Origin of the sequence: Mammaliicoccus sp. H-M34, assembly GCF_022386495.1 — a bacterium.
Classification (GTDB): domain Bacteria; phylum Bacillota; class Bacilli; order Staphylococcales; family Staphylococcaceae; genus Mammaliicoccus; species Mammaliicoccus fleurettii.
This window is the reverse complement of the sequence record NZ_JAJNIK010000001.1, coordinates 287,386-313,418: the sequence shown is the minus strand read 5'-3', so window position 1 is coordinate 313,418 and position 26,033 is coordinate 287,386. Positions and strand designations below refer to the sequence as shown.

The 26,033-nt window shown below is 31.9% G+C and carries 21 protein-coding genes and 1 other annotated feature; of the genes, 11 read left to right on the top strand and 10 right to left on the bottom strand.

Going from position 1 to position 26,033, the window contains the following annotated elements:
- Nucleotides 1-14: 14 nt before the first annotated feature.
- Both LQ608_RS01545 and ccpA read left to right on the top strand, forming a co-directional pair.
- Nucleotides 15-1,094: a bifunctional 3-deoxy-7-phosphoheptulonate synthase/chorismate mutase gene (locus LQ608_RS01545; protein ID WP_078357542.1), complete on the top strand. Its 1,080-nt coding sequence runs from the start codon at nucleotides 15-17 to the stop codon at nucleotides 1,092-1,094.
- A gap of 277 nt (nucleotides 1,095-1,371) precedes the next feature.
- Nucleotides 1,372-2,361, top strand: coding sequence for a catabolite control protein A (gene ccpA / locus LQ608_RS01540; protein ID WP_078357541.1), 990 nt, complete (start codon nucleotides 1,372-1,374; stop codon nucleotides 2,359-2,361).
- Nucleotides 2,362-2,665: 304 nt separating this feature from the next.
- Here the strand turns inward: ccpA and LQ608_RS01535 are convergent, their stop codons facing one another.
- From LQ608_RS01535 to LQ608_RS01525, 3 genes are read right to left on the bottom strand one after another with little or no spacing between them, the layout of a single operon-like run.
- Entirely contained in the window at nucleotides 2,666-3,814 is a 1,149-nt protein-coding gene (locus LQ608_RS01535) for an acetoin utilization protein AcuC (protein WP_239749281.1), read from the bottom strand.
- Entirely contained in the window at nucleotides 3,807-4,451 is a 645-nt protein-coding gene (locus LQ608_RS01530) for a CBS and ACT domain-containing protein (RefSeq protein ID WP_078357539.1), read from the bottom strand. Before LQ608_RS01530 ends, LQ608_RS01535 begins: the two co-directional genes overlap by 8 nt.
- Before the next feature lie 11 nt (nucleotides 4,452-4,462).
- Complete coding sequence (locus LQ608_RS01525; RefSeq protein WP_078357538.1) at nucleotides 4,463-5,098, bottom strand: GNAT family N-acetyltransferase; 636 nt, start codon at nucleotides 5,096-5,098, stop codon at nucleotides 4,463-4,465.
- Nucleotides 5,099-5,247: 149 nt separating this feature from the next.
- Between LQ608_RS01525 and acsA the strand changes: the two genes are divergently transcribed.
- Nucleotides 5,248-6,960, top strand: a complete 1,713-nt coding sequence (gene acsA, locus LQ608_RS01520) for an acetate--CoA ligase (RefSeq protein ID WP_239749279.1) — start codon at nucleotides 5,248-5,250, stop codon at nucleotides 6,958-6,960.
- 152 nt (nucleotides 6,961-7,112) lie between these two features.
- Entirely contained in the window at nucleotides 7,113-8,780 is a 1,668-nt protein-coding gene (locus tag LQ608_RS01515) for a formate--tetrahydrofolate ligase (protein ID WP_239749278.1), read from the top strand.
- Nucleotides 8,781-8,832: 52 nt separating this feature from the next.
- Here the strand turns inward: LQ608_RS01515 and LQ608_RS01510 are convergent, their stop codons facing one another.
- Nucleotides 8,833-11,283 (bottom strand): transglycosylase domain-containing protein, encoded by a 2,451-nt coding sequence (locus LQ608_RS01510; RefSeq protein WP_239749277.1) that lies wholly within the window; start codon nucleotides 11,281-11,283, stop codon nucleotides 8,833-8,835.
- 100 nt (nucleotides 11,284-11,383) lie between these two features.
- Nucleotides 11,384-11,571 (top strand) — a binding site (T-box leader).
- A gap of 52 nt (nucleotides 11,572-11,623) precedes the next feature.
- Here LQ608_RS01510 and tyrS point away from each other — a divergent pair.
- From tyrS to LQ608_RS01495, 3 genes are all read left to right on the top strand, one after another.
- A complete protein-coding gene (gene tyrS / locus LQ608_RS01505) occupies nucleotides 11,624-12,886 on the top strand; it encodes a tyrosine--tRNA ligase (protein ID WP_107509795.1) in 1,263 nt (420 codons plus the stop codon).
- A 130-nt stretch (nucleotides 12,887-13,016) separates the two neighbouring features.
- Entirely contained in the window at nucleotides 13,017-13,595 is a 579-nt protein-coding gene (locus LQ608_RS01500) for a LemA family protein (RefSeq protein WP_078357533.1), read from the top strand.
- Nucleotides 13,595-14,437: a TPM domain-containing protein gene (locus tag LQ608_RS01495; RefSeq protein WP_239749276.1), complete on the top strand. Its 843-nt coding sequence runs from the start codon at nucleotides 13,595-13,597 to the stop codon at nucleotides 14,435-14,437. The genes LQ608_RS01500 and LQ608_RS01495 overlap by 1 nt, the downstream gene beginning before the upstream one ends.
- A gap of 55 nt (nucleotides 14,438-14,492) precedes the next feature.
- Here LQ608_RS01495 and LQ608_RS01490 read toward each other — a convergent pair whose 3' ends face one another.
- On the bottom strand, nucleotides 14,493-15,740 hold the full coding sequence (locus LQ608_RS01490; protein ID WP_239749275.1) for a S1C family serine protease: 1,248 nt from the start codon (nucleotides 15,738-15,740) through the stop codon (nucleotides 14,493-14,495).
- Nucleotides 15,741-15,904: 164 nt separating this feature from the next.
- Between LQ608_RS01490 and LQ608_RS01485 the strand changes: the two genes are divergently transcribed.
- Nucleotides 15,905-16,534, top strand: coding sequence for a lysophospholipid acyltransferase family protein (locus LQ608_RS01485; RefSeq protein WP_239749274.1), 630 nt, complete (start codon nucleotides 15,905-15,907; stop codon nucleotides 16,532-16,534).
- Between the two features lie 591 nt (nucleotides 16,535-17,125).
- Nucleotides 17,126-18,241, top strand: coding sequence for an HAD family hydrolase (locus tag LQ608_RS01480; protein WP_239749273.1), 1,116 nt, complete (start codon nucleotides 17,126-17,128; stop codon nucleotides 18,239-18,241).
- A gap of 427 nt (nucleotides 18,242-18,668) precedes the next feature.
- Here LQ608_RS01480 and serA read toward each other — a convergent pair whose 3' ends face one another.
- The 3 genes from serA to LQ608_RS01465 form a co-directional block, all read right to left on the bottom strand.
- Complete coding sequence (gene serA, locus LQ608_RS01475) at nucleotides 18,669-20,264, bottom strand: phosphoglycerate dehydrogenase (RefSeq protein ID WP_239749272.1); 1,596 nt, start codon at nucleotides 20,262-20,264, stop codon at nucleotides 18,669-18,671.
- Nucleotides 20,257-21,414 carry a pyridoxal-phosphate-dependent aminotransferase family protein gene (locus tag LQ608_RS01470; RefSeq protein WP_239749271.1) on the bottom strand — a complete coding sequence of 386 codons (1,158 nt, stop codon included), beginning with the start codon at nucleotides 21,412-21,414 and terminating at the stop codon, nucleotides 20,257-20,259. Before LQ608_RS01470 ends, serA begins: the two co-directional genes overlap by 8 nt.
- A gap of 100 nt (nucleotides 21,415-21,514) precedes the next feature.
- Complete coding sequence (locus LQ608_RS01465; RefSeq protein WP_239749269.1) at nucleotides 21,515-21,958, bottom strand: SACOL1771 family peroxiredoxin; 444 nt, start codon at nucleotides 21,956-21,958, stop codon at nucleotides 21,515-21,517.
- A gap of 73 nt (nucleotides 21,959-22,031) precedes the next feature.
- Between LQ608_RS01465 and LQ608_RS01460 the strand changes: the two genes are divergently transcribed.
- Nucleotides 22,032-22,784 carry a glycerophosphodiester phosphodiesterase gene (locus LQ608_RS01460; RefSeq protein WP_239749267.1) on the top strand — a complete coding sequence of 251 codons (753 nt, stop codon included), beginning with the start codon at nucleotides 22,032-22,034 and terminating at the stop codon, nucleotides 22,782-22,784.
- Between the two features lie 65 nt (nucleotides 22,785-22,849).
- Here LQ608_RS01460 and rpsD read toward each other — a convergent pair whose 3' ends face one another.
- Both rpsD and LQ608_RS01450 read right to left on the bottom strand, forming a co-directional pair.
- Nucleotides 22,850-23,452: a 30S ribosomal protein S4 gene (gene rpsD, locus LQ608_RS01455; protein WP_078356384.1), complete on the bottom strand. Its 603-nt coding sequence runs from the start codon at nucleotides 23,450-23,452 to the stop codon at nucleotides 22,850-22,852.
- A 225-nt stretch (nucleotides 23,453-23,677) separates the two neighbouring features.
- Nucleotides 23,678-24,142 (bottom strand): GAF domain-containing protein, encoded by a 465-nt coding sequence (locus LQ608_RS01450; protein WP_239749266.1) that lies wholly within the window; start codon nucleotides 24,140-24,142, stop codon nucleotides 23,678-23,680.
- Nucleotides 24,143-24,279: 137 nt separating this feature from the next.
- Here LQ608_RS01450 and ezrA point away from each other — a divergent pair, with 137 nt between their 5' ends.
- Nucleotides 24,280-25,974 carry a septation ring formation regulator EzrA gene (gene ezrA, locus LQ608_RS01445; RefSeq protein WP_239749264.1) on the top strand — a complete coding sequence of 565 codons (1,695 nt, stop codon included), beginning with the start codon at nucleotides 24,280-24,282 and terminating at the stop codon, nucleotides 25,972-25,974.
- Nucleotides 25,975-26,033 lie beyond the last annotated feature (59 nt).

Genomic DNA, 26,033 nt, shown 5'->3' with positions numbered 1-26,033 from the left:
ACGAGGTGAATAGGATGTCAAATGAATTAGAAAGTTTAAGAGAAAGAATTGAAGGTATTAATGATGAAATATTAGCTTTACTACAAGAGCGTGGTACGATAGCTAAAAAAATAGGTGAAGAAAAACGTAAACAAGGTACTCAAGTATATGATCCACAACGTGAAAAAGAAATGTTGAATCATTTAATTGATAACAATGAAGGACCATATAACGACAATACTATTAAGCAATTATTTAAAGAAATCTTTAAAGCATCAACAGACTTACAAAAATCAGAAAATGAAAAACATTTATATGTTTCTCGTAAGCTGAAACCAGAAGATACAATTGTACAATTCGATAATGGAGCTATTATCGGTAATAATAAAAAATCATTCGTATTTGGTCCTTGTTCAGTAGAATCACAAGAACAAGTTGACACAGTTGCTAAAGATTTAGCAGATAGAGGAGAGAAATTCATCAGAGGTGGCGCATTTAAACCTCGTACTTCTCCATATGATTTCCAAGGTTTAGGTGAAGAAGGATTAAAAATTCTTAAAAATACTAAAGATAAATACGGTTTAAATGTAGTAAGCGAAATCGTTAATCCATCTCACTTTGAAATGGCTGATGAATACTTAGACGTATTCCAAATCGGTGCAAGAAACATGCAAAACTTTGAATTATTAAAAGAAGCTGGTAAAACGAATAAGCCAATTTTATTAAAACGTGGACTATCAGCTACAATTGAAGAATTCATCTATGCAGCAGAGTACATTCATTCTCAAGGTAATAGTAATATTATTCTTTGTGAAAGAGGTATTAGAACATATGAAAAAGCTACAAGAAATACATTAGATATTTCAGCAGTTCCAATTTTAAAACAAGGCACACACTTACCTGTAATGGTAGATGTAACGCACAGTACAGGTCGTAAAGATATTATGTTACCTTGTGCTAAAGCAGCTTTAGCAGTTGGAGCAGATGGTGTTATGGCAGAAGTTCATCCTGATCCATCAGTAGCATTAAGTGATGCAGGTCAACAAATGGACTTAAATGAATTTGATTCATTCCATAAAGAAATCGTTCAAGCAGCAAAACTATACGAAAAATAAATGTGAGATAGTATTACTATTCTCAATAAACTCTTCCAATCCGAAAGATAACATTTTGGGTTGGGAGAGTTTTTGTATTTATGTCATATGTTCATTCGTTTTCTGAAAAAGAATGAACAATTTACACTTTGAAAGATTTTATTGGAGCAATTATATCGACAACACTCTTATAATCTTTTATAATTGGTAATTGTGAGTTCGCTTTCATATATTTTGAAAACATTATGAAAACGTGCTAGAATGTACTAGAAAACGTTTTCAAAGATAGGAGGATATTATGACTGTAACAATATATGATGTTGCGAGAGAAGCTAAAGTATCTATGGCAACAGTTTCACGAGTTGTAAATGGTAACCAAAATGTTAAACCATCAACACGTGACAAAGTAAATGAAGTAATTAAAAGATTAAATTATCGACCTAATGCAGTTGCTCGAGGATTAGCAAGTAAGAAAACGACAACGGTTGGCGTAATTATTCCAGACATTTCGAATGTATATTATTCTGAGCTAGCTCGAGGTTTAGAAGATATTGCTACTATGTATAAATATCATACAATTATTTCTAATTCTGATAATGATAGTGAAAAAGAACAAGAAATATTTAACAACTTATTGAGTAAACAAGTTGATGGTATTATTTTCCTTGGTGGTACGTTAACTGATGAAACTGTTGAACTTATTGATAAATCATCTGTTCCTGTAGTAGTATCAGGTACAAATGATAAAGATTCAAAGCTTGCTTCAGTTAATATCAACTATACAGAAGCTAGTAAACAAATTGCTGAAACACTTATCACTAAAGGTGCTAAGAAGTTCGCATTTGTAGGTGGAGGGTATTCTGAAAAAGCACAAGATGATGCTTTTAAAGGATTAGAATTAGCACTTCAAGATGCTAATCTTCAAATTGAAGATAATGCTAAATTTGTAGGCAATGAAACATATAAAGATGGAAGTCGTGCTTATGAAGCTATTTCAAAAGAAAATCCAGATGTAATTTTATGTATAAGTGATGAGCAAGCTATTGGTATTGTCCATGCCGCTCAAGATGCTGGCGTTAAAATTCCTGAGGATTTACAGGTTGTAAGCTTTAACAATACGAGATTAGTTCATATGGTAAGACCACAATTATCTAGCGTAACTCAACCGTTATATGATATTGGTGCAGTTGGTATGAGATTATTGACTAAATATATGAATGACGAACAAATTGATGAACCTAATGTTATTTTACCTTATAGAGTAGAATATAGAGGAACTACTAAATAAATTTATATAAGAGGCTGAGACAAATTACATTGTCTCAGCCTCTTATTCATAGGGTATCTATATTTACACAAGTCGGTAGAAGTGTAAGCAAGAGTATCTATATTCACACAAGTCGGTAGAAGTGTAAGCAAGAGTATCTATATTCACACAAGTCAGTAGAAGTGTAAGCAAGAGTACCTATATTCACACAAGTCGATAGAAGTGTAAGCAAGGTCATCCATATTCACACAAGTCAGTAGAAGTGTAACTAACCTTTATAAAAATAAGAGCAGAAATTCAATGTTACAATGAATTTCTGCTCTTTTTACATTTTAAACCAATCTAATATTCTCATTTTAGTATTGTTATTTTTTTCGGATATTTCTTTTTTTCTTGGTATTTCCATATAGCCTTCTTTTTCATCTCTCCAAGATGTTGCTAGTGGAAATGGAGCGTGTTCTTGATATTTTTCAATCCAAGTTTGAGGTATTGGTGTGTTTGGTGTTTGTAAATCATTCAATGCAAACCAAACATGTGACCAAGCTCTTGGTACGACTCGCCAAATATTATAGCCACCTCCACCAATCATGATTACTTTTCCTTCGCAATATTTATCAGCTAAATTCTTAACGATATAAGGTATTTTATATAAAGTATCTAAAGTACAACTCAAATGTGTGAGTGGATCTAAGTAATGAATATCTACGCCATTTACACTTAAAATAACATCTGGTTTATAAGATTCACAAACTGCTTCAATTGTATCCTTAAAAACATCTATATAAGAATCGTCTTCAGTATATGCATCCAGAGGTACGTTGACAGTAGTACCGAATCCTTTACCATCCCCACGCTCAGTTAATGCGCCTGTACCTGGAAATAAATATCTTCCTGTTTCATGTATGGAATAGTTCATAACATCTTCATTCGTATAGAAAGACCATTGTACGCCATCTCCATGATGTGCATCAGTATCAATATACAAAACACGTTGCTTATACTTAGATTGCATATACTGAATAGCTACTGCACTGTCATTGTATATACAAAAGCCACTTGCTTTTCCTTTAAATCCATGATGTAAGCCACCACCTAAATGACAAGCTCTTGTAGCTTCTCCATTCATGACAGCATCTACAGCAGTAAGTGTTCCGCCAACAACTCTTGCGCTATTTTCATGCATATTTACAAATTGAGGTGTATCTTCGCTATTTAAACCATATTTGTCATATTCATCTATCGGTAATTCACCTTTGCCTGCCTTTTTAATTGCTTCTATATAATTCACTTCATGTACGAGTTCAAGTTCTTCATCTGTCGCCACTCTTGGAGCTATAATGTTTTCAGAAGTTAACACGCCTAAATCAATGAGAAGGTCGGTTGTTAACTTTAAACGCATTTGATTAAATGGATGACTATCAGAGAACCGATATTTCAATAAATCTTCCGAATAAACATATTTAACTTTAGTCATTTTTTATACCAAAAGGATAGATGACATGATAACCTTGTTCTTCTAATAGTTTATATATTTTTTCGGGATTCATTGATTTTACTCGTAACATAAGATATCTCTTATTAACATTTTGTTGATCAGCATAAGCAAGGACATTTAAAATATCGATATTTTGTTGTTTGAATATATGTGTTATATCATGAAGCGCACCAACTTTATCGTCAATATATACTTCAATGATTGAACCTGGCATTGTGACACCAGTTAGTTCTAAAAATGTGTTGAGCATATCTTTTTGAGTTACAATGCCTATTACTTTATTGTCTCTTATAACAGGAATTGAACCTATAGACATTTCATAGAAATCAAGTGCAATATCTTCTACGAAATCTAATGGGTGACAGCGTATGACATTGCGTCTCATTATTTTTGAAACAGATAAAGATAAGCTTTTGTTCGGCTCATCATCTGATAATATGCTGGGTAATGCCATTTTTATATCTCTATCAGAAATGATACCGAGCAGCTGATTATCTTCATCAACAATAGGTAAGTGTCTAATTTCTTTTTGTGTCATTAAAACTAATGCATCTTCAATGGATTTATCGCTTTGAATAGTCGTACAAGGTGATGTCATAATTTTTTCAACTAACATAATTTTACCTCCTAAAAGAAAAATCTATTCATAAATCTTAATTGATCAAATGCTTCCATTTGTTCTTGTTTAATATTTTTACCAATTCTAGCCATTAAACTATTTGCAGGATGACTTATAATTTCTGGGTCATCTGTAGCAAATACTTCTAAACCACCTTCAGCCATCATTTTATGCATAATTTTTTGATATTGGTACACATCTAAACCACTATTTTTCAAATCCCAATGCCAATAATATTCAGTTGTTATAACAATGAAATCTTCCATCTCCGGAGCTTTCATCGCTAACTTCAACATTTTTTTACCTAAGCCATACTTTCGATATTTTAAAGAAAGTTCTATTGCACCAAGCTCTAAAATATAGGGGAGATTGCCATCAGACCATCGCTCAAGTGGGTCTGGATAAAGATAAGTAGTATAGCCAATAATATGTTGATCTATGCGCGCAATGATGATTCTTCCTTCAGGTAGTTCGGCAATTTCAATAATAGCTTCAAATTGTTCTTTAGGAACTCTGAAACTATTTAAACCTTCGTCGAAAGTCATTTTCTTTAATTCATCTGAATTTACTGGACCTTCAATTATGATATTAATATCTTTATTATATGTAACAGTATCAGATAAAAAAGTTTTTAAGTGTTCCAATTTTGTACCTCCTTTCTATAAATATGATATTCTATATTTGTAAAGTTTATTTTGAATAATCAAATTTTTTTGAAAAGTATCATCTATTTATATTATAATAGAAATAGGCTTTATTGAAAACGATTACATTTATAAAAGGGGAGATTTAAATGAAAGTCGAAGTTTACGAAGCATTAAATGATAATTATAATCTTGCTAATTATGATGATGCAGTAAAAAATCATAATTGGGAAGAAATTGAAAAAAATTTCAGTTGGAGTGAAACTGGAAAGATAAATATGGCATATGAGTGTATTGATCGTCATGTTGATAATGGTAAAGGGGACAAGATTGCACTTCATTATAAAGATCAGAATAGACAAGATAGTTATTCGTTTAAAGATATGCAAATCGCGAGTAATAAAGCTGCAAATGTTTTGAAAAATAAAGCAAACGTTAAAAAAGGCGATAGAGTATTTGTTTTCATGCCTAGAACGCCTGAATTATACTTTTCACTTTTAGGTACTTTGAAAATTGGTGCAATTGTTGGGCCATTATTTGAAGCATTTATGGAAAAAGCTGTTAAAGATAGACTTGAAAACAGTGAAGCTAAAGTTATTATTACAACAAACGATTTAGTTGGAAGAATTCCTAAAGATGAATTACCTAACCTTGAACATATCGTTGTAGTAGACGATGAGGTAAGTGATGAATATATTGATTTTAATAAAGAATTTGAAAAAGCTGATGAAAAATTTGATATCGAATGGTTAGATAAAGAAGATGGATTGATACTACACTATACATCAGGTTCAACAGGACAACCAAAAGGTGTTCTTCATGTACAAGAAGCAATGGTTGTACATTATATATCTGGTAAATATGTCTTAGATTTTAAAGAAGATGATGTTTATTGGTGTACCGCAGATCCAGGTTGGGTAACAGGAACATCATATGGTATTTTTAGTCCATGGTTAAATGGTGTTACAAATTGTATCGTGGGTGGAAGATTCTCTCCAGAAGGTTGGTATGAATTTATCCAAACTTATGGTGTAACAATTTGGTATACTGCACCGACAGCTCTAAGAATGTTAATGGGTGCGGGTGACGATGTTGTTAGTAAATATGACTTATCATCTTTAAGACATGTATTATCAGTAGGTGAACCGTTAAATCCAGAAGTCATTAAATGGGCTCATAAAGTATTTAACCATAGAGTACATGATACTTGGTGGATGACTGAAACGGGTGGACATATGATTGTTAACTATCCATCTATGGATATTAGAGCAGGTTCAATGGGTAAACCTCTACCTGGTATTGAAGCTGCAATAGTTGATGATCAAGGTAAGGAATTACCACCTAACAGAATGGGTAATTTAGCATTGAAAAAAGGCTGGCCTTCAATGATGAGAACAGTTTGGAATAACCAACCTAAATATGAATCATATTTTATAAATGATGAATGGTATGTATCAGGTGACTCAGCTTATAAAGATGAAGATGGTTATTACTGGTTCCAAGGTAGAGTTGATGACGTTATTATGACTGCGGGTGAGAGAGTAGGACCATTTGAAGTTGAATCTAAACTAGTTGAGCATCCTGCAGTAGCTGAAGCTGGGGTAATCGGTAAACCAGATCCAGTACGTGGTGAAATTATAAAAGCCTTTATCGCTTTAAGAGAAGGATATGAAGAATCTGATGAACTAAAAGAAGAGATAAGAAAATTTGTTAAAGAAGGATTAGCTGGACATGCAGCACCTCGTGAAATTGATTTTAAAGATAAATTACCTAAAACACGTTCAGGTAAAATTATGAGACGTGTATTAAAAGCATGGGAATTAGATTTACCTGCAGGTGACTTATCTACATTGGAAGATTAATTTTTATGAAAGTTGAGGCTGAGACAAATTATTGTCTCAGCCTTTATCATGATATTAGTAGTGGTAAGTTAAATTGATTTTTTACAATTATTTGTTTATTCTAAAGTTGAGATACTTATAATTTGTAATATAAATTTAAGGAGTGAACAATATTGAGTCATTTATCAGATTTAGAAATTGCAAAACAAAGTACATTAAGACCGATTAATGAAATTGCTGAAAAGGTAGGAATTCCTCATGATTCTTTGGAACCTTATGGGCATTATAAAGGAAAAGTTGATATTACAAAGTTAAAAGATATTAAAGAAAAAGGGCAAGTTGTATTAGTAACAGCATTGAGTCCAACACCAGCTGGAGAAGGTAAATCAACTGTTACTGTAGGTTTAGCTGATGCATTCAATCAATTAAATAAAAATGTAATGGTAGCATTAAGAGAACCTTCTCTTGGACCAGTCTTTGGAATGAAAGGTGGCGCTACTGGTGGAGGTTATGCGCAAGTACTACCAATGGAAGAAATAAATTTACATTTCAATGGAGATTTACATGCAATAACTACTGCAAATAATGCACTTTCAGCCTTTATAGATAACCATATTTATCAAGGTAATGAGTTAAATATAGATTCAAGACGAATAGAATGGAAACGTGTACTTGATATGAATGATAGAGAATTACGTCAAGTAGTTGTTGGGCTTGGTGGGCCAACTCGAGGCGTTCCAAGAGAAGATGGATTTGATATTACAGTTGCATCTGAAATAATGGCAGTATTTTGTTTATCGAATGGTATTAAAGATTTAAAAGAAAACTTAGCAAACATAACAATCGGTTATACAGTAGATAGAAAGCCTGTAACGGTTCGTGATTTGAAAGTTGAGGGTGCATTAACACTCATTTTAAAAGATGCAATTAAACCTAATATTGTTCAAACTATCGAAGGTACACCTGCATTTGTACATGGTGGCCCATTTGCAAATATAGCACATGGTTGTAACTCGATAATCGCAACAAATACTGCTAGAAAATTAGCAGATATAGTTGTAACAGAAAGTGGATTTGGCTCTGATTTAGGCGCAGAAAAATTCATGGATATTAAGACTCGTAAAGCGGGATTTGATCCAAGTGCTGTCGTAGTAGTAGCTACGATAAGAGCCTTGAAAATGCATGGTGGTGTTGAGAAAAATGAACTTAAAAGTGAAAATGTTGAAGCGGTTAAAAAAGGCATAATAAACCTAGAAAGACATATTCAAAATATTAAACAATTTGGTGTTGAACCTGTAGTTGCAATTAATGCATTTATACATGATACAAAAGAAGAAGTTCAATATGTATTAGATTGGTGTAAAAAACATGACATAAAAGTTGCACTGACTGAAGTATGGGAAAAAGGTGGAAAAGGTGGAATAGACCTTGCAAAAGAAGTATTACGTGTCTTAGAAGAACCACAACAATTTTCACCAATTTATGATTTAGATATGTCTATAGAAGATAAACTAGAAACAATTGTTCAGAAAGTATATGGTGGAAGATCAGTTAAATTTAGTGATAAAGCTATAAAACAACTTAAAACGATAAAGGAAAATGGATGGGACAAATATCCAGTATGTATGGCTAAAACACAATATTCATTTACAGATGATCCAAAACAAATCGGTGCCCCTTCAGACTTTGATATTACAATTAGAGAATTATCACCAAGAACCGGTGCAGGATTTATCGTTGCGTTGACTGGAGATATCATGACGATGCCAGGTTTACCTAAAAAACCAGCAGCATTGAATATGGACGTTAATGAAGATGGATCTGCAGTAGGGCTATTCTAACTTAAGATGCAAAAAGAGCTGAGACAAATTAATTGTCTCAGCTCTTTTGTGTTTAGTCGCTACTTGGTGGTGCTGTACTTGTACCACTGGATGGCTTGCTGTCAGAACTACTAGATTTACTGCTAGATTTGTATGACCAAGCTTCTTTAGAGTTTTTAGCAACTTTTTCTTTAGGTTTAACTTTAGATGATGTATTAGGATCAATTGCTTTACCTAAACGTTTCATTACATAATCTGATTGTATATCTTTGTTAGATGTATCTACCTTATCTGAAATTAATGTAGAAGGTGCTTTAGATTCACCGCTACTACAACTACCTGTAGAATTAGTATATTGGCAAATTGTATCTTCTTTTACAGTACTTGGTTTTGTGAATTCACTATCATATCCAAGCTTTTCTCTATCAGTAGTAGATAATGCGTTAACCATATCTCTCCACATAAATAGTTGATAATGACTATCTTCATCGAATGAAATTGGTTGATCATAACCCATCCAAATACCTAGTGTTACTTTTGGTGTATATCCAACGAATAAACTATCTTTAGCATCTTGTGATGTACCTGTTTTACCAGCCCAATTACCATCAAATGAATCTTTAATTTGGTAACCCGAACCATCATCAAGAACGCCTTTCAAGATATCTGTTGTTAAATATGTTGTTGATTCACTAAATATACGTTTTGGATCTTTCTTATGCTGATAAATAACTTCGCCATTACGTGATTTAATAGATTCAATCATGTAACTGTCATTATATTCACCTTTGTTTGCTAATGAACTATAACCATTTACATCTTGTTCTAATGTAAAGTCAGCTGTACCAAGCGTAAGGGCTAATCCATCTTGAACTTCTTCAGGTACAGTCATACCCATTTTATTTAAGTTTTCCCATGGTTTATAGTCTTGTACATTACTATATAACCTTAAAGTACTTAAGTTTAATGAGTTTCGTAATGCATAATCAACTGTTACTGGACCAAATTCTCTTCTATCATAGTTATCTGGAGAATAGCCAAGATAATCGAATTTTTTGTCGAGTAAAGCAGTATTTGGAGTAATTAAACCATTTTCAAATGCCGGTGCATAAGTTAATAATGGTTTCATAGTTGAACCTGGTGAACGTTTAGCACTAGTAGCATGATTAATTTGTGATTTTTCGTAATCTCTACCACCAACAAATGCTAGGATTTTTCCAGATTGATTTTCTTTTAGAAGGGCACCGACTTCATGTTGGAATTCTTTAGAAGCTTTTTTACCTTCACTATTTGTATAATCTGCTTCTCTATCCCATGAGTAACTACCTGAATTATTTTTTACGTCTTGAATCTTATCATACATGTCTTTTTCAATTGTTGTATCAACACGATAACCTTCAGTACGCATTGCTTGATTAGCTTTTTCTGTATATTTCGTCATAAGTACTGGCGTTTGGTCCAATTCTTTTTTAGAAATATTATCATTTTTAGCTAAATGATACTTAAGAATATCAACTGTACGATTTTCAACTTCTTCAGTTAAGAACGGATATTTTTGGTTTGGTTCTTCGACTTTATCAACAAATGCTTTTTTTATGTCGAAATTTAAAGCTTCATCGTATTCTTTTTTAGTGATTTTATCTTCTTGATACATTCTTTTAAGTACATAGTGCTGACGATTTATACCGAATTTTAATGATTCATCATCTTTCAAATCACCATTAGGTAAAAAAGGTGTGTAAGTATATGGGTTTTGTGGTAATCCGGCAAGATATGCTGACTCTGCCACGTTTAATTTTTTAGCTGATTTACCAAATACACCTTGTGCAGCAGCTTCAATACCTGCAATATTCGAACCATTTGAATTACGACCGAATGAAACGACATTTAAATAACTATCGATAATTTCATCTTTTGATAAGTTCTTTTCAACATTCATCGACAGTAACATTTCTTTAGCTTTACGTTCAAAAGATGTTTCATTTGTTAAAAGTTGGTTCTTAACAAGTTGTTGCGTTAATGTACTACCACCAGAAGAATTAGCACTGCCCAAAACTTCTTGAACAGAAGCTCTAAGAAAAGCTTTTGGAACAATACCATTATGGTTATAGAAATCTTCATCTTCTGTTGAAATAAGAGCATTCTTAACATTGTCACTTATTTCATTTCCTTTAATAACATCCCTTTGGACATCACTTTTTAATCGACCAAGTGACTCTCCAGAACCAAAATAAACAGACGTACTTTCCGTCATTGAATAAAGTTGTTGCTTCATATCTTTTTTTGACATCACTTTTTCATCTTTGACAAGTCCTGCGAAGTAACCGCCACCAATACCCAAGCCAAGTGCTAATAATAAGCAACTTATGAATATAATAATAAAGAATAAATTGCTTATTACATTATATGTAGTGTGGAATATTAATTTTGGAGACCATTTTGTTTCTTTAAAAGTATCTTTATACTTCTTACTTGAACGATTAAATTGATCTTTGAATTTGTTTTTAGACTGATTTGAACTCAAATTTTTACCTCCAATCTAATCATCATTATTATAACATATATGCATTGTATTGACTTTTAAAAAAGATAGCTTTATACTTTGTAATTAATTGCATAAGGTAACGAACTAAAGGAGAAGTAGTTGTTATATTCTTTCTAAGAGAATCAGTGGTGCTGAGAACTGATAAAGCGATAATGATGAATACACCTTTAATAAATGTTCGACGTTTTAATGTGCGTAACATTAAATGAGCGATGATGTGTTTAACATCATAAGTATGGTGGTACCGTGTATTCAAGCACCCTTACATTTTTATGTAAGGGTGCTTTTTTATATTATATTTTAAGAGGAGGAATTAGTAATGGCAAATGCACTTATAGAAGATTTAAAATGGAGAGGTTTAATATATCAACAAACTGATGAACAAGAAATTGAAGAATTATTGAATAAAGAATCTGTCAAAATATATTGTGGAGCAGATCCAACTGCTGATAGTTTACACATTGGACATTTACTGCCTTTCTTAACTTTACGAAGATTTCAAAATCATGGACATACTCCTATTGTATTAGTAGGTGGTGGTACTGGTATGATTGGTGATCCTTCTGGACGCTCAGAAGAAAGAAATCTACAATCAGACGAACAAATAGAAGCAAATGTACGCGGAATTATGAATCAAATGCATAAAATATTTGATTTTGAAGGTGATGATTCTGCAATTTTAGTTAATAATAAGGATTGGTTAAAAGAAATTGATTTAATTTCATTCTTAAGAGATTATGCTAAATATGTCGGTGTGAATTACATGCTAGCTAAAGATTCTGTGAAGTCGAGATTAGAAACAGGTATATCATATACTGAGTTCACTTACATGATTCTGCAAGCAATAGATTTCGGTTACTTAAATCAAAATTATGATTGTAAAATGCAAATTGGTGGTTCTGATCAATGGGGCAATATAACAACTGGATTAGATTTAATGAGAAAAATGTATGGTGATACTGAAGCTTACGGATTTACAATTCCATTAGTTACAAAAGCAGATGGAAAAAAATTCGGTAAATCTGAATCAGGTACTGTATGGTTAGATAGAAGTAAAACATCAGCTTATGAACTATACCAATTTTGGATTAACGCTCAAGATGCAGATGTTGTGAAATATTTAAAATACTTTACTTTCTTAGATAGAGAAGAAATAGAACGACTAGAAAAAACAGTTGAAGAAGCACCTCACTTAAGAGAAGCACAAAAAGTGTTAGCTGAAGAAATGGTAGGATTCATCCACGGTAGTGATGCAGTTGAAGAAGCAAAAAGAATTACTGATGCACTATTTAAAGGTGATATCAAAGCATTGACTAAATCAGAAATTGAAGAAGGTTTCAAGGATGTACCTACAGCACAAGTAAGTTCTGAAACTGTACAACTAGTTGATTTTATTATTGAAGCTGGTGTTTCACCTTCTAAGAGACAAGCACGTGAAGATATTAATAATGGTGCCATTTACATTAATGGTGAACGAATTCAAGACGTTAATCATGAAATAACAAGTGCAGACAAAATTGATGATGAATTTACAATTGTAAGAAGAGGTAAGAAAAAATATACAATGGTTAAATTCTCATAATATTAACAATAAGAGCGCAATAGATAAATTTATTTATTGCGCTTTTTTCTATATTCAATGAACTGTACTAACATGGAATTTATTGTATAATAAAATTGACATATGAAATTAATGAAAAGGAGAAAATTAAATGAAAAAATATTTAGGACCCATTATTGCTGTAGTAGCAGTAATCGTGATTTTAGGGGTCATTATGATTGGACCATATAATAGATTAGTTGGTTTAGAAGAAGAAGCGGATAAATCTTTATCTAATATTGATAATCAATTACAAAGACGTGTCGATTTGATACCGAATCTGGTTGATACTGTTAAAGGGTATACTAAGCATGAAGAGAAAGTTTTCAAAGATGTTTCTGATGCACGTAGTAAATTAGCTGGTGCAAATTCACCTGAAGAAAAAGCAGCCGCAAATGGTGAAGTAAATAGTGCATTAAGCCGTTTAATCGCTATTAGTGAAAATTATCCTGATTTAAAAGCTGATAAACAATTTACTGGATTAAGAGATGAACTAGCTGGAACTGAAAATAGAATTGCAGTAGCTAGAAAAGATTATAATGAATCAATTAACGAATACAATCAAGCTACGCGTAGATTCCCATCTAGTATAGTAGCAGGTTTGTTTAATTTCGATAAGAAAGAATATTTCCAAGCAAAAGGTGAAGCAAAAGATGCACCTAAAGTTGACTTCGGTGGAGATGAATCTTAATGACATCAATGTTTAAACGTTTCTGTGTTTTGTTTATTATAAGCTTTTTTTCACTAAATTCTACAGTACAAGCGGCAGATGAAAAGTTTCCTAAGCTTGAACAACCTGTATTTGTTCAAGATCATGCAAACTTAATCAGTGATGAAAGTAAAGATAAAATTAGTAAAAAAGGTCAAAAATTACAAGATGGTACTGATGCAGATATCTTACTCATGACGATGAAGTCAATTGGACAAACACCTCGTCAAGATTATGCATTAGAAGCTGGTAGACATTATAAAGTTGGAGATCAAAAGCACAATAGAGGTATTGTTATATTACTTAATATGGATAACGGTAATGAATATAATAATAGAGGTATTGATATTGCAGTTGGTGATGGCTTAGAAGGTGTACTGAATGATTCTAAAGTTGGTGAACTTATTGATTCCAACTTTATGCCATACCAAAAAAAGGCTGCTAAAACGGGCGATGCTAAAAAAGCAAAAGCATATTATGATCAAGGTTTGACGAAATTATATGATGCCGTCTGGGACGAAATTGCTAAAAGTTATGGATACGACGGTAAGAAATTCACTGAAAAAGAACCTCAAAGTAGTGGATTAGGTAAAATTCCATTTGTATTTTTCATATTATTTATCATAGTGTTCTTCATTATCTACTTTAAAAATGGAGGAGGAAAACCTCCTAGAGGTGGTAATGGAAGAGGTACAAGAAGAGGAATGGCAGGTCCATTTATATTTGGAGGATCATCAGGTAGTTCTGGTGGTGGATTCTCCGGAGGCGGAAGCTTCGGTGGTGGAGGCGGATTCTCTGGTGGTGGAGCTGGCAGAGGATTCTAAATACTATAAAAAAATCCTTCTAAGTTGAAAGTAAACTTAGAAGGATTTTTTTAATTTAATTTTGTTCTTTTAAAGTGATTTTAGTACTATGTTCTTTACCATCTCTTATATATTTCATAGTAATTTTATCACCAGGTTTTTTCTCATTATAGATATAATTTTTTATATCTGAAACTTCAGTTACATCTTTATTATCAACTTTAGTGATAACATCATCTTTTTTAAGGCCGTTGTTTGCTTTTTCATCTACCTCTGAAATGTATACACCTTTATCAGTTGTTAATTTTAATTCTTTTCTATATTGACTTGGTATATCTTCAATAGATATCATACTAATTCCTATATATGGTCTAGTAACTTTACCATCATCCATTATGTCTTTAATAATGTTGTTTACTTCATTACTTGGTATTGCAAAGCCAATACCTTCAACATCAGGACGTGATATTTTCATGGAATTAATACCGATTAAGTTTCCGTTTAAATCAATTAAAGCACCACCAGAGTTACCTGGATTTATTGCTGCGTCAGTTTGTATAACTGTAGCTTCTGTCACACCGTCAGAAGTTTGTACATCCATTGTACGTTCTTCAGATGAAATAATACCTTGTGTAACACTGTTTGCAAATTCTACTCCTAATGGATTACCAAGTGCAAATACTGTTTCACCAGCTTTAACTTTAGAAGAGTCTGCGAATTTAATTGGTTCGATATTATAATCGCCATCAATTTTTAAGACAGCTAAATCAGTCATAACATCTGTTCCTACAAGTTCAGCTTTAACTGATTTATCGTTATGAAGACGTACTTCAATTTCATTGGCACCCTCTATAACATGATTATTTGTAACAATATAAGAACTGTTATCACTAGATTGATAAATCACACCAGTACCAGTACCTGACTCTTGTGGATCACTTGATTCACCCGAACTTTTTCCACCAAAGAATGATTCAATTCCGCTAGCTTTTTGTTTGTTAATAACACCAACAATAGATGGAGATACATCTTCAATCATTTTAGATACGGATTTATTACTTGATTTATTATCTTTTATATTACCGCCTTTTTCATTAGCCGGTGCTTTCGTTATATTCGCTTCGTCATTGTAGTTATTAATGACATCAATAATTTTAGTACCACCTAAATATAAAGCGAGTATTAAGACTGCACCAATAATCCCCGATAAAAAAGGTATCAGGCAACTTTGATACCATGGTATCTTATTTTTCTTCTTATAATAATAATCATTCGAAGATGTTTGATTTAAATTTGAATTGTCGCCATTTTGATTCTGATCCATTCTAATCCCTCCTAAAAAACTCCATAAAATAATTATTATAGATATTGCATTAAATTGCCAATAATATGATGTATTTAATTGTTACAATATTTTGTATGAAAACTTGTGACGAAAGTATTAGAGTGATAAAATATGAATATCATTAAGAAGAGAGTGATCATTAAATGTATAAATTTGCTAGTACTGTTTTACATGTTGTTTTCCAAAAGTTCGGTAAACAACTTGTAACAATAAATAAAGAGAAGGTTCCTGAAGAACCATATGTCGTTACTTGTACGCATACAGGTTATGTTGAAGTTATAATGTTAGCTTTAAGTTTATATCCTACTGAAATCAATTATATGGCAAAAAAAGAATTATTCTCTAAAAATTGGTCGGATAAGTTTTTCCATTCATTAAATGCTTTTCCAGTAGATAGAGAAAAGCCAGGACCAAGTACACTGAAAATTCCTGTTAAATTATTAAATCAAGGTAAAAGTGTCGGGATTTTCCCTTCAGGACATAGAGCAGAAACAGGAGAAGCACCATTAAAAAGAGGTGCCGCAACAATAGCTGTATTAAGCAATAAACCAATTGTACCTGCAGCTTTCGAAGGTCCTAAAAAAGTAAAATCTATCTTTGGATTTAGACAGAAATCATTTGTTAAATTTGGAGATCCTATTGATCCTAGTACATTTCCAAGTGAGTTAAAGAAAAGTGAAAAAATAGCAAAAGTTATGGAATTATTAGAAGAAAGAACAAATACATTACAAAAAGAAGTTACTTATATAGCACATAAAGCTATGGACAAGTAATGTTATACAATAAAAGACTTCGGGACATATTGCCTCGCTTAAAATAAATAAGCATATCACTTAACTGATTTTTTAAAGTTTACAGTGATGTGCTTATTTTTTATGGAGTTTAAGATTTTGTACGTGCATGCTTGCCTAGGGGTATGGCTCGAGCCTGTAGTCTCTCACACATACTATTCCCTCAGGCGTCAGCACTCTACAAAATCGTTATAAATGTTCTTTTTTATATAATCTTACGATTTTGTAAAGTGCATGCTTGCCTAGGGGTATGGTTCGAGCCTGTAGTCTCTCACGCATACTATTCGCTCAGGCGTCAGCACTCTACAAAATCGTTGCAATTATATCTATTTTATAAGTATTCTTTCGGCGGTTATATTTATAAGTGGTTCATTAAAAGCAGTTCTAGGCAAAATTGCAGATAAGGGGTACGTTAAAAGCAGATCTAGGCAAAATTGCAGATAAGATGCGCATTAAAAGTAGAACTAATTTATATAAAGCGTTTACATACTCAAGATGCTTTAATTGTACTGTTTTCAATTTGAAACTATGCTAAAATTATAATCAGAATGTTCAAAAAAATGGAGGCATATTATGAAACAAGTATTATTTGATGTAGATGGTGTGTTTTTGAGTGAAGAAAGATGTTTTGATGTATCAGCGCTTACTGTTTATGAATTATTACATAGTCAATCATTTCTTAATTTAAAAAGCTCAATAAAATTAGAGAATTTAACGGAAAATGATATACAGCAAATTAGAAAAGATATGTTTATAGATGACAAAATTTTGAATCAATTAAAGTCTTTAGGATTAAATTCAAATTGGGATATGCTTTTTATTGTAATAAGTACTCATTTAATTGAATTGTTAAAAAAAGTAGAAGGTTCAAAATTAGATCTCAGTAACGATAATTTCAGTGAAGCAACATTAAAAGATTATGCAAGCAAACTTAATGGGGCACAAATTAATATTGAAACGCCGCTTCAATTTTTATCTAAAGCAACATCAGGTAAAGAAAATATATATCATGATTTAATTGCTTTTGCAAAAGAGGAACTTAACGTTGAAGATGCTTCAATTTTTGAACTCAAAAGTAAATTCTGGGATATTGCTCAAGAAGTATATCAAGAGTGGTATTTAGGGACAGAATTATATGAAGAAGTAGAACATAAAACAGCTAGAACAACATATAAGAATGGATATATTAAAGAAGAAGTTGTTTTAGCAGATATTGATAAGGTTACACAACTACTCAAAGATTTAAAACAAGCCGGATATCAAATAGGTATTGCTACAGGAAGACCGAGAACTGAAACATTAGTACCATTTGAAACAATAGGGTGGTTAAAACAATTTGATGAATTTCACATTGGAACTGCATCAGAAGTGCTGAATGCTGAAACAACATACCCGGAACACAAGCCGCTTGGTAAACCGAATCCATTTAGTTATTTAATTGCCAATAGTGGTAATGATTCAGAGAAATATTTAACATATATACAGAATCAAAAAATGATTTTTGAAAATGAAAACATATATATTGTGGGTGACTCATTAGCAGATTTATTAAGTGCTAAGAAGACAGGGGCCACTTTTATAGGTACATTAACAGGATTAAAAGGTCAAGCAGCTAAAGCTGAATTAGAGTCTTATGACGCAGATTATATTGTAAATAATGTATTAGATATTAGAAATATTTTATTATAAAAAAGTATAAATTAAAGGATTGGACATAAATGTCCTAGAAATTTATAAAGAGCAGAAATTCATTATTAAATTGAATTTCTGCTTTTTATTTTTTATGAAAATCATTCACACTACTTCCGACTAGTGTTAATATAGATACCTATGCTTACACTTCTTTAGACTAGTGTAAATATAGCTACTCATGCTTACACTTATCCCAACTAGTGCAAATTTAGCTTTGTATTAAAATAGATATTGAGAACGATTTTGTGAAGTGCTGACGCCTGAGGGAATAGTATGCGTGAGAGACTACAGGCTCGAACCATACTCCTAGGCAAGCATGCACGAACGAAATCGTAAGATAAAAAATAAGCATATCACTATAAAACTGAAGAATTCAGTTAAGTGATATGCTTATTTGTTTTGACTTATGTCTTAGCTTTATTGTTTATAATGATTGATTAAGTTCTACTTTATTTATGCTTTGGAAGCCTTCTATAGCAAATAAATCAGCTATAGTTTCTTCTGAAGCTTCATCATCAAGTGACAATACCATTAATGCTTCGCCGCCTATAGAATGTCTTCCTAAATGCATTGATGCGATATTAATCCCATGTTCACCAAGGATTAGTCCCATTTTACCTACAATTCCGGGCTGATCATTATGATGAATTAATAGCATATGTTTTTCTGGTTTAAAGTCTACAGGATAATCGTTGATACGAACGATTCTTGGACCATAGCCATTTAATACAGTAGATCCGATTTTTATAGAATGCTCTTTATTTACTAATTCCAATTCTATATAGTTACTGAATCCGTACTTTTTACTATTTTTTTCAATTTGGTACGTAACGCCTTGCTCATTTAGAAGTACTAATGCATTGATTAAATTAACATGATCACCTAAATCTTGTTGCAATACACCCATTACAAGTTGTCTTGTAATTAAGCTAGTGTCATCAAGTGCTATTTCACCATGATATTTAATTTTTAATTCTCTTGGACCTTTTTCAAATAGTTGTATACCAACTTCACCAGTTGTTCTACTTAATTCAACAAATGGTCTTAATTCTTCTTCAACTTCTCCTGACATTTGAGGTGCGTTAACTGCATGTAGAACATTATTGTTTTCGAAAATGTCGATGATTTCATTAGCAACTGAGACAGCAACTTTTTCTTGAGCTTCAATAGTAGAAGCTCCAAGATGTGGCGTTACAATGATTTTTTCATGTTGTGTTAATGGTGTATTGTTTGCAGGTTCTTCTGTGAACACATCAAGTGCTGCTTTCTCTATTTTTCCTTCATCTAGAGCTTTAATAAGTGCATCTTCATCGATGATTCCACCTCTAGCAACATTGATGATTTGTAAGTTTGGTTTAGCTTTATTGAAAAAGTCTTCATTTACAAGACCTTTCGTTTTTGGTGTTAGTGGAGTATGGACAGTTATAAAATCAGCTTGTTCAGCAATTTCATCAACTGTTGCTCTTGTGATTTCTAATCTCTTTGCATCGTCACTTGATAAATAAGGGTCAAATGCAAGAATATTCATACCGAAACTTTGAGCACGTTTAGCAACGCCAAGTCCAATTCTACCAGCACCGATTACACCAAGTGTTTTTTTGTATAATTCTGTACCACGGTATTTTTTTCTATCCCAGTTACCATCTTGTAAAGAACGATGTGCTTCAGGAATGTTACGAGCCATAGATAATATCATAGCCATTGAATGTTCAGTAGCTGAAATTGTGTTTCCATCAGGAGCATTAATAACTAAAATACCTTGTTTAGTTGCATAGTTTATATCAATATTATCAACACCTACACCAGCTCTAGCGACAACACGCAAGTTTTTTGCTGCATCTAAAATAGGTGGTGTAATTTGGGTTTGACTTCTAACGATTAAAGCATCATAGCTATCTATAATGTTAATAAGTTCTGATTCACTTAGACCAGTATTTATGTCTACTTCAAATTGTTCATGGTCAGTTAAACTCTTTAAACCTTCTTCTGAAATTGGATCTACTACGATTACTTTAAACATATTGATTAACGACCTCCTGGAATTTAGAAACACCTTTACCAATTACTGATTCATCACGAATTTCTGAAAGTATAATTTCTAATGCACTTATAAATTGCAACATATCATTAGGAGAAACTTTACCCATATGACCAACTCTTAAAATAGTACCTTTGAGATGTTGTTGACCACCTGCGATAGTAATATTGAATCTGCTAAGTAATTCATCTTTAATTTGTTTTACTTCATCTTTGTTTGGTACGAAAGCAGTTACAGTAGGGGAAGCAAATTGATCTTCAACTAACAATGTCATACCTAACGCTTTTAAACTTTCTCTAACTGCAGTTTTACATACTTCGTGTCTTTTAATTGTATTTTCAAATTTTTCTTCACGAATTAAATCACAATATGCTTGAACACCTCTAATAAGTGATACAGCAGGTGTAAATGGAGTTGAATCATCATTTAAAGAAGTTATGTATTTATTTAAATCTAAATAAAATCTTGAAGTCGTCACTTCTTTAAATCGTTCAATTGCTCTGTCATTATATGCTACAAAAGCAGCTCCAGGTGGTAACATAATTGCCTTTTGACTACCTGAAACGAGAACATCGATATTATCTTCTTCCATATCAACTTCAACTGCACCGATGATACTTACGCCATCAACAATAAAATAAATATCAGGATTAAATTCTTTTACTAATTTTCCTAATTCGTTGATAGGGTGTTTTACAGAAGTTGAAGTTTCACAGAATTGTGTAAATACAGCTTTAATATCTACATTAAGTGAGTTTAAATATGTTTCGAATTCTTTTAAATCAACACCTTTTCCCCATTCAACTTCAAAAATATGTGCATTGAAAGGGTATGAAGAAGCTATCTTTCTAAACCTATCGCCAAATGCTCCTGAAACAATTATCACAATGTTATCTTCTGGATTGGTTATATTAACCATAGCTGCTTCAAGGGCACTTGTACCTGAGGAAGTTAAAATAGCTACAGGATGCTTTGCTCCAAAAATTGTTTGTAAATCTCTTGATGCTTGATGAATGATTTGACTAAATTCCTTAGTTCTATGTCCTGTCATAGGAAGATTCATTCTTTCTAATATTTCCCTTGGAACAGTAGTAGGACCTGGTGCGAGTAATAAAGAATCATGCTGATACATATATAAACACTCCTTACTGAATTTATGTTCTATATTGTAGCAGAGAAAATAATAAAATAATAGTGAATTTATTGAAAATTCTGATTAAAACGCTTTCATTTTAAAATCTTATTTCTCCAGTTGCTATAACTTGAACATTTCCAGCTAATGCACGCGTAACCATGCATGATTCTTCAGCTTTTTGAACGAGTCTATTTAATTTTTTTTGTAACGTTTCATCAGGTTCTTCACTTAAATAAATTACAGGGAAATGTTCTATTTTTTTATAAGTGATCACGTCATTTTCAACATCAACATGTCCTTTTGAATCGACTTCAATTCTTTCAATTTCAATTTCAGAACGTTCAATCATCGCAGCTAAAGTAATCATGTAGCAAGTTGATGCAGCTCCGAGTAACATTTCATCTGGATTTGTACCAATCTCAGGTCCATCCATAACCTCTGGAATAGATACTCGAGTAGATAAATTAGTTGTAGTTATATGACCAGAAGCATTTCTACCTTTAGTCCAAGTTCCTTTTAAGTCAAAAATATGTGTTGTCATAATAATGTTCCTTTCTTTAAATAAATATATTTGGGTATAATCTATAGTATGACTGATTATTAAGGAGTAGACAATGAATGTGTATAATCCACAATCTATAATTAAAGTAGCACATAGAGGGGTACCTTCGCTAGTACCAGAAAATACAATAGCATCTTATAAATTTGCACTTACATTAAATATTGACATGCTCGAAATCGATATACATAGAACGCGAGATAATAAACTTGTTATAATGCATGATCCTACAACAGAACGCACTTCACTAGAAAAAGGCATAATAAAAAACTTAACTTATAAGGAATTACAAAAATATGATATAGGCAAATGGAAAGGTGAAGCATTTATAGGAGAACGTATACCTTTATTTGACGATGTATTACATTTAATTAGAAATACAGATATTAAACTTTTAATCGAAGTTAAGCAACCAGAAAAATATCCAGGTATAGAAGAACAAATTCTTGAATCCTTAATTGCTAATGACATCAATGAACAACAAATCATCATACAATCTTTTAACAAAAAATCCATTCAAAAATTTAAAAGTTTAAACTCTAGAATTGAGTTAGGTGTTCTCATTAAAAAGAAAGATCGATTCATAAGTAGAGATTCTATAAGAAAAATAGGGGAATATGCCACATTCATAAATCCAAATTATAAAATAGTTACAAAAAAATTTGTCGACGAAGCACACAAAGTAAATATGAAAGTAATGCCTTATACTATTAATGACGATGAGACTGTTGGAAAAATGATAAATTTAAATGTAGATGGCATCATAACGGATTTTCCTCAAAAGATAGAACAATGGTTGGAAACATAAGGGGAATTAAATAATCAAAAACAAAAAAACCACTTTCAATTTGAAAGTGGTTTTTACAATAACTATTAACGAGAGTAGTACTCAACGATTAATTGTTCATTGATTTCAGCTGATAATTCGCTACGTTCAGGAACGCGTACGAAAGTACCTTCTAATTTGTCAGCATCGAAAGTTAAGTAATCAGGAACGTGGTGACTTAATTCTACTGATTCTAATACGATGTTTAATTTTTGTGATTTTTCACGAATGCTAATAGTTTGACCTGGTTTTAAAGTGTAAGATGGGATGTCTACACGAGCGCCATCTACAGTTACGTGACCGTGGTTAACTAATTGACGTGCTTGACGACGAGTACGAGCTAAACCTAATTGGTAAACTACTGCGTCTAAACGAGAAGCTAATAGTGCCATGAAGTTATCACCATGAACACCTTTCATGTTACCAGCTTTTTCGAAAATACTGCGGAATTGACGTTCGTTAATTCCGTACATGAAACGTAATTTTTGTTTCTCTTGTAATTGTTGACCATACTCAGATAATTTTTTACGTTGAGTTGGACCATGTTGACCTGGTACGTAAGGACGTTTTTCTAATTCTTTACCTGTACCGCTTAATGAAATTCCTAAACGACGTGATTTTTTCCAGTTTGAACCTCTAAATCTTGCCATAATGAAGTTCCTCCTTTTTCTTGTTTGAATGTTATGAAGAAACAAGAAAGAATGTTAAATGCTCATAAGGATATGTTATGTTTTTGTGTCTTCACCTTGCAGCCGCGGTTACACAACACACCTTCTTTGGGAATAACATAGAGCCCTATAATATTTAACTGCTACTTTCGTTAATTCACACAAAGAATAGTATACCTTTTTGGAAAGGGGATGTCAATTTATATTTTATATATGAATATGCTGTTCAAGAGTTTGAACAAGTAATTCTAAACCTTGTAAATCCTCTTTACTAAATCGTGATTTAACTGGGGCATCGATATCTAACACACCAATTATTTCTTTGTTATAGTATAGAGGTATAACGATTTCAGATTGGCTATTTGCATCGCAAGCTATATGTCCTGGAAATGCATTAACATCTTCTACAAGTTGAGATTTTTTTTGAGAAACAGCTGTACCACATACACCTTTTCCTATTTCGATATCAACACAGGCAGGTAAACCTTGAAATGGCCCTAGTTTTAATGCATTATTTTTTAAAAGGTAGAAACCTATCCAATTTATATTTGGTAAGAATTGATTGATAAATGCTGAAGTATTACTTAAATTAGCAATTAAATCTTTCTCACCTGATAATAAACCATCAAGTTGTCTACTAAGTAATGTATAGTCTAATTGATTTTCTGGCATTTTTTGTTCCTCATTTCATTATTTTTTTGAATTATATCTCTATTTTAAGATTTTGAATATGTTTTGCATAGAAAAAGGTTTGTTGGATAAATATTTTACGTTATAATAAAGAGAACGATTTAGGAGGAGAATACATAATGGCAATTTATATAACACTTGCAATTATAATCATTATATTAATTGGTATTGGTATAATGTTATGGTTGCGTACATCAAAGCGAAATTTGATTACTGAGACCGAGCAGCGTAAGCAAAAAATTAAACAATTACCTTTTCAAGATGAATTAGCTAAACTTAAAAAATTAAATATACATGGTGAAGCTAAGGACAAGTATGATCAATTCAAAAGGGAATGGCAAACTGTTTTACAAGAAGATTTAAAAGTTGTAGATGCAAAAATTCATGACGCAGATGCAGAATTAGATAAATTTAAGTTTTCTCAATCAGAAGAAAGTATTGCTGATGCTAATAAAATCATGGATGGTATAGAGAAGAAATATACGCGTTTAACTCAGAGTGTTACAGAATTAATGACAACAGTAGAAACAAGCGACCGATTATACGATGAATCTAAACAAATTTATAGAGAAACAAAAAGGGAAGTATTAGCTAACAGACATCAATTTGGTGATGCTGCAGAACTTATTGAAAAAAATATTGAAGCATTTTTACCTAGAATTGAGCAATATGAAGAACTTGTTGAAGATGGGCATTATATTAAAGCAAGTGGTCATATAGATCAACTCAATACAGATATGAAACGCATGCAAGAAGATATGAATGAAATTCCATTGTTGATTAAAGATGTTCAAAAAGAATTACCAGGTCAGTTCCAAGACTTGAAATTTGGTTGTAGAGATTTAAAAGTCGAAGGTTATAATCTTGAACACGTTAAAGTTGAAGGTACTTTACAAACACTACGTGGCAAACTTAATTTAGTTGAACCATTAATAGGTAGACTAGAATTGACTAAAGCTGAGAACATTATAATTGAAATAAATGATACTTTAGATGATATGTATGATTTGATTGAACATGAAGTGAAATCTAAAAATACTGTAGAACAATCTAAAGAAATTATTACAGACGAATTATTCCACGCTAAAGATATGAACTATACACTTCAAACTGAAATTGAATATGTTAGAGAAAATTACTATATTTCAGAAGAAGATGTTCATAAAGTTAGACAGTATGAGAATGAAATACAAAATCTTATCAGTGTTTATGATGAAATATTAGGTGAAATGGCTAAGACAAATGTTCGATATAGTGAAGTGGAAGATAACTTATTATATATTGAAGAACATGTTAAAGTGATAAATGATAATCAACAAAAAATACAAAATCACTTAGTTTCACTTAGAGAAGATGAAGCAACTGCTCAACAAAACACATTACGTGTTCAATCTAAAAAAGAAGAAATATATAGAAATTTATTGGCGTCGAATTTACCTAGTGTACCTGAAAGATTCATCATTATGAAAAATGAAATTGATCATGAAATTCGTGAAGTTAATAAGATCTTCAGTCAAAGACCAATCAATGTACAATATGTTAAAGATAAAGTAAGCAATATTGTACTACAAATGAATAAGTTCGAAGATGAAACGACAGATGTTCTAATTAATGCAGTTCATGCAGAAACATTAATTCAGTATGGTAATAGATACAGAAAAGAAAACAATGAACTGAATAAGAGTCTTAATGAAGCAGAAAGACTTTTTGCTAATAATAGATATAAGAGAGCTGTAGAAATTGCTGAAACAGCACTTGAAAAAGTTGAACCTGGAATCAGTGAAAAAATTGAAGAAGAAGTTAACAAACAATAATAGAACTTTAGAGGCTGAGACAAATTAATTTGTCTCAGCCTCTAAATGTTATCTACATG

Excerpts from the sequence above, each read along its gene's own strand:
- LQ608_RS01545 (WP_078357542.1), top strand. The coding sequence starts at position 15 with ATGTCAAATGAATTAGAAAGTTTAAGAGAAAGAATTGAAGGTATTAAT.
- ccpA (WP_078357541.1), top strand. The coding sequence starts at position 1,372 with ATGACTGTAACAATATATGATGTTGCGAGAGAAGCTAAAGTATCTATG.
- LQ608_RS01535 (WP_239749281.1), bottom strand. The coding sequence starts at position 3,814 with ATGACTAAAGTTAAATATGTTTATTCGGAAGATTTATTGAAATATCGG.
- LQ608_RS01530 (WP_078357539.1), bottom strand. The coding sequence starts at position 4,451 with ATGTTAGTTGAAAAAATTATGACATCACCTTGTACGACTATTCAAAGC.
- acsA (WP_239749279.1), top strand. The coding sequence starts at position 5,248 with ATGAAAGTCGAAGTTTACGAAGCATTAAATGATAATTATAATCTTGCT.
- tyrS (WP_107509795.1), top strand. The coding sequence starts at position 11,624 with ATGGCAAATGCACTTATAGAAGATTTAAAATGGAGAGGTTTAATATAT.
- LQ608_RS01500 (WP_078357533.1), top strand. The coding sequence starts at position 13,017 with ATGAAAAAATATTTAGGACCCATTATTGCTGTAGTAGCAGTAATCGTG.
- LQ608_RS01495 (WP_239749276.1), top strand. The coding sequence starts at position 13,595 with ATGACATCAATGTTTAAACGTTTCTGTGTTTTGTTTATTATAAGCTTT.
- LQ608_RS01490 (WP_239749275.1), bottom strand. The coding sequence starts at position 15,740 with ATGGATCAGAATCAAAATGGCGACAATTCAAATTTAAATCAAACATCT.
- LQ608_RS01485 (WP_239749274.1), top strand. The coding sequence starts at position 15,905 with ATGTATAAATTTGCTAGTACTGTTTTACATGTTGTTTTCCAAAAGTTC.
- LQ608_RS01480 (WP_239749273.1), top strand. The coding sequence starts at position 17,126 with ATGAAACAAGTATTATTTGATGTAGATGGTGTGTTTTTGAGTGAAGAA.
- serA (WP_239749272.1), bottom strand. The coding sequence starts at position 20,264 with ATGTTTAAAGTAATCGTAGTAGATCCAATTTCAGAAGAAGGTTTAAAG.
- LQ608_RS01470 (WP_239749271.1), bottom strand. The coding sequence starts at position 21,414 with ATGTATCAGCATGATTCTTTATTACTCGCACCAGGTCCTACTACTGTT.
- LQ608_RS01465 (WP_239749269.1), bottom strand. The coding sequence starts at position 21,958 with ATGACAACACATATTTTTGACTTAAAAGGAACTTGGACTAAAGGTAGA.
- LQ608_RS01460 (WP_239749267.1), top strand. The coding sequence starts at position 22,032 with ATGAATGTGTATAATCCACAATCTATAATTAAAGTAGCACATAGAGGG.
- rpsD (WP_078356384.1), bottom strand. The coding sequence starts at position 23,452 with ATGGCAAGATTTAGAGGTTCAAACTGGAAAAAATCACGTCGTTTAGGA.
- LQ608_RS01450 (WP_239749266.1), bottom strand. The coding sequence starts at position 24,142 with ATGCCAGAAAATCAATTAGACTATACATTACTTAGTAGACAACTTGAT.
- ezrA (WP_239749264.1), top strand. The coding sequence starts at position 24,280 with ATGGCAATTTATATAACACTTGCAATTATAATCATTATATTAATTGGT.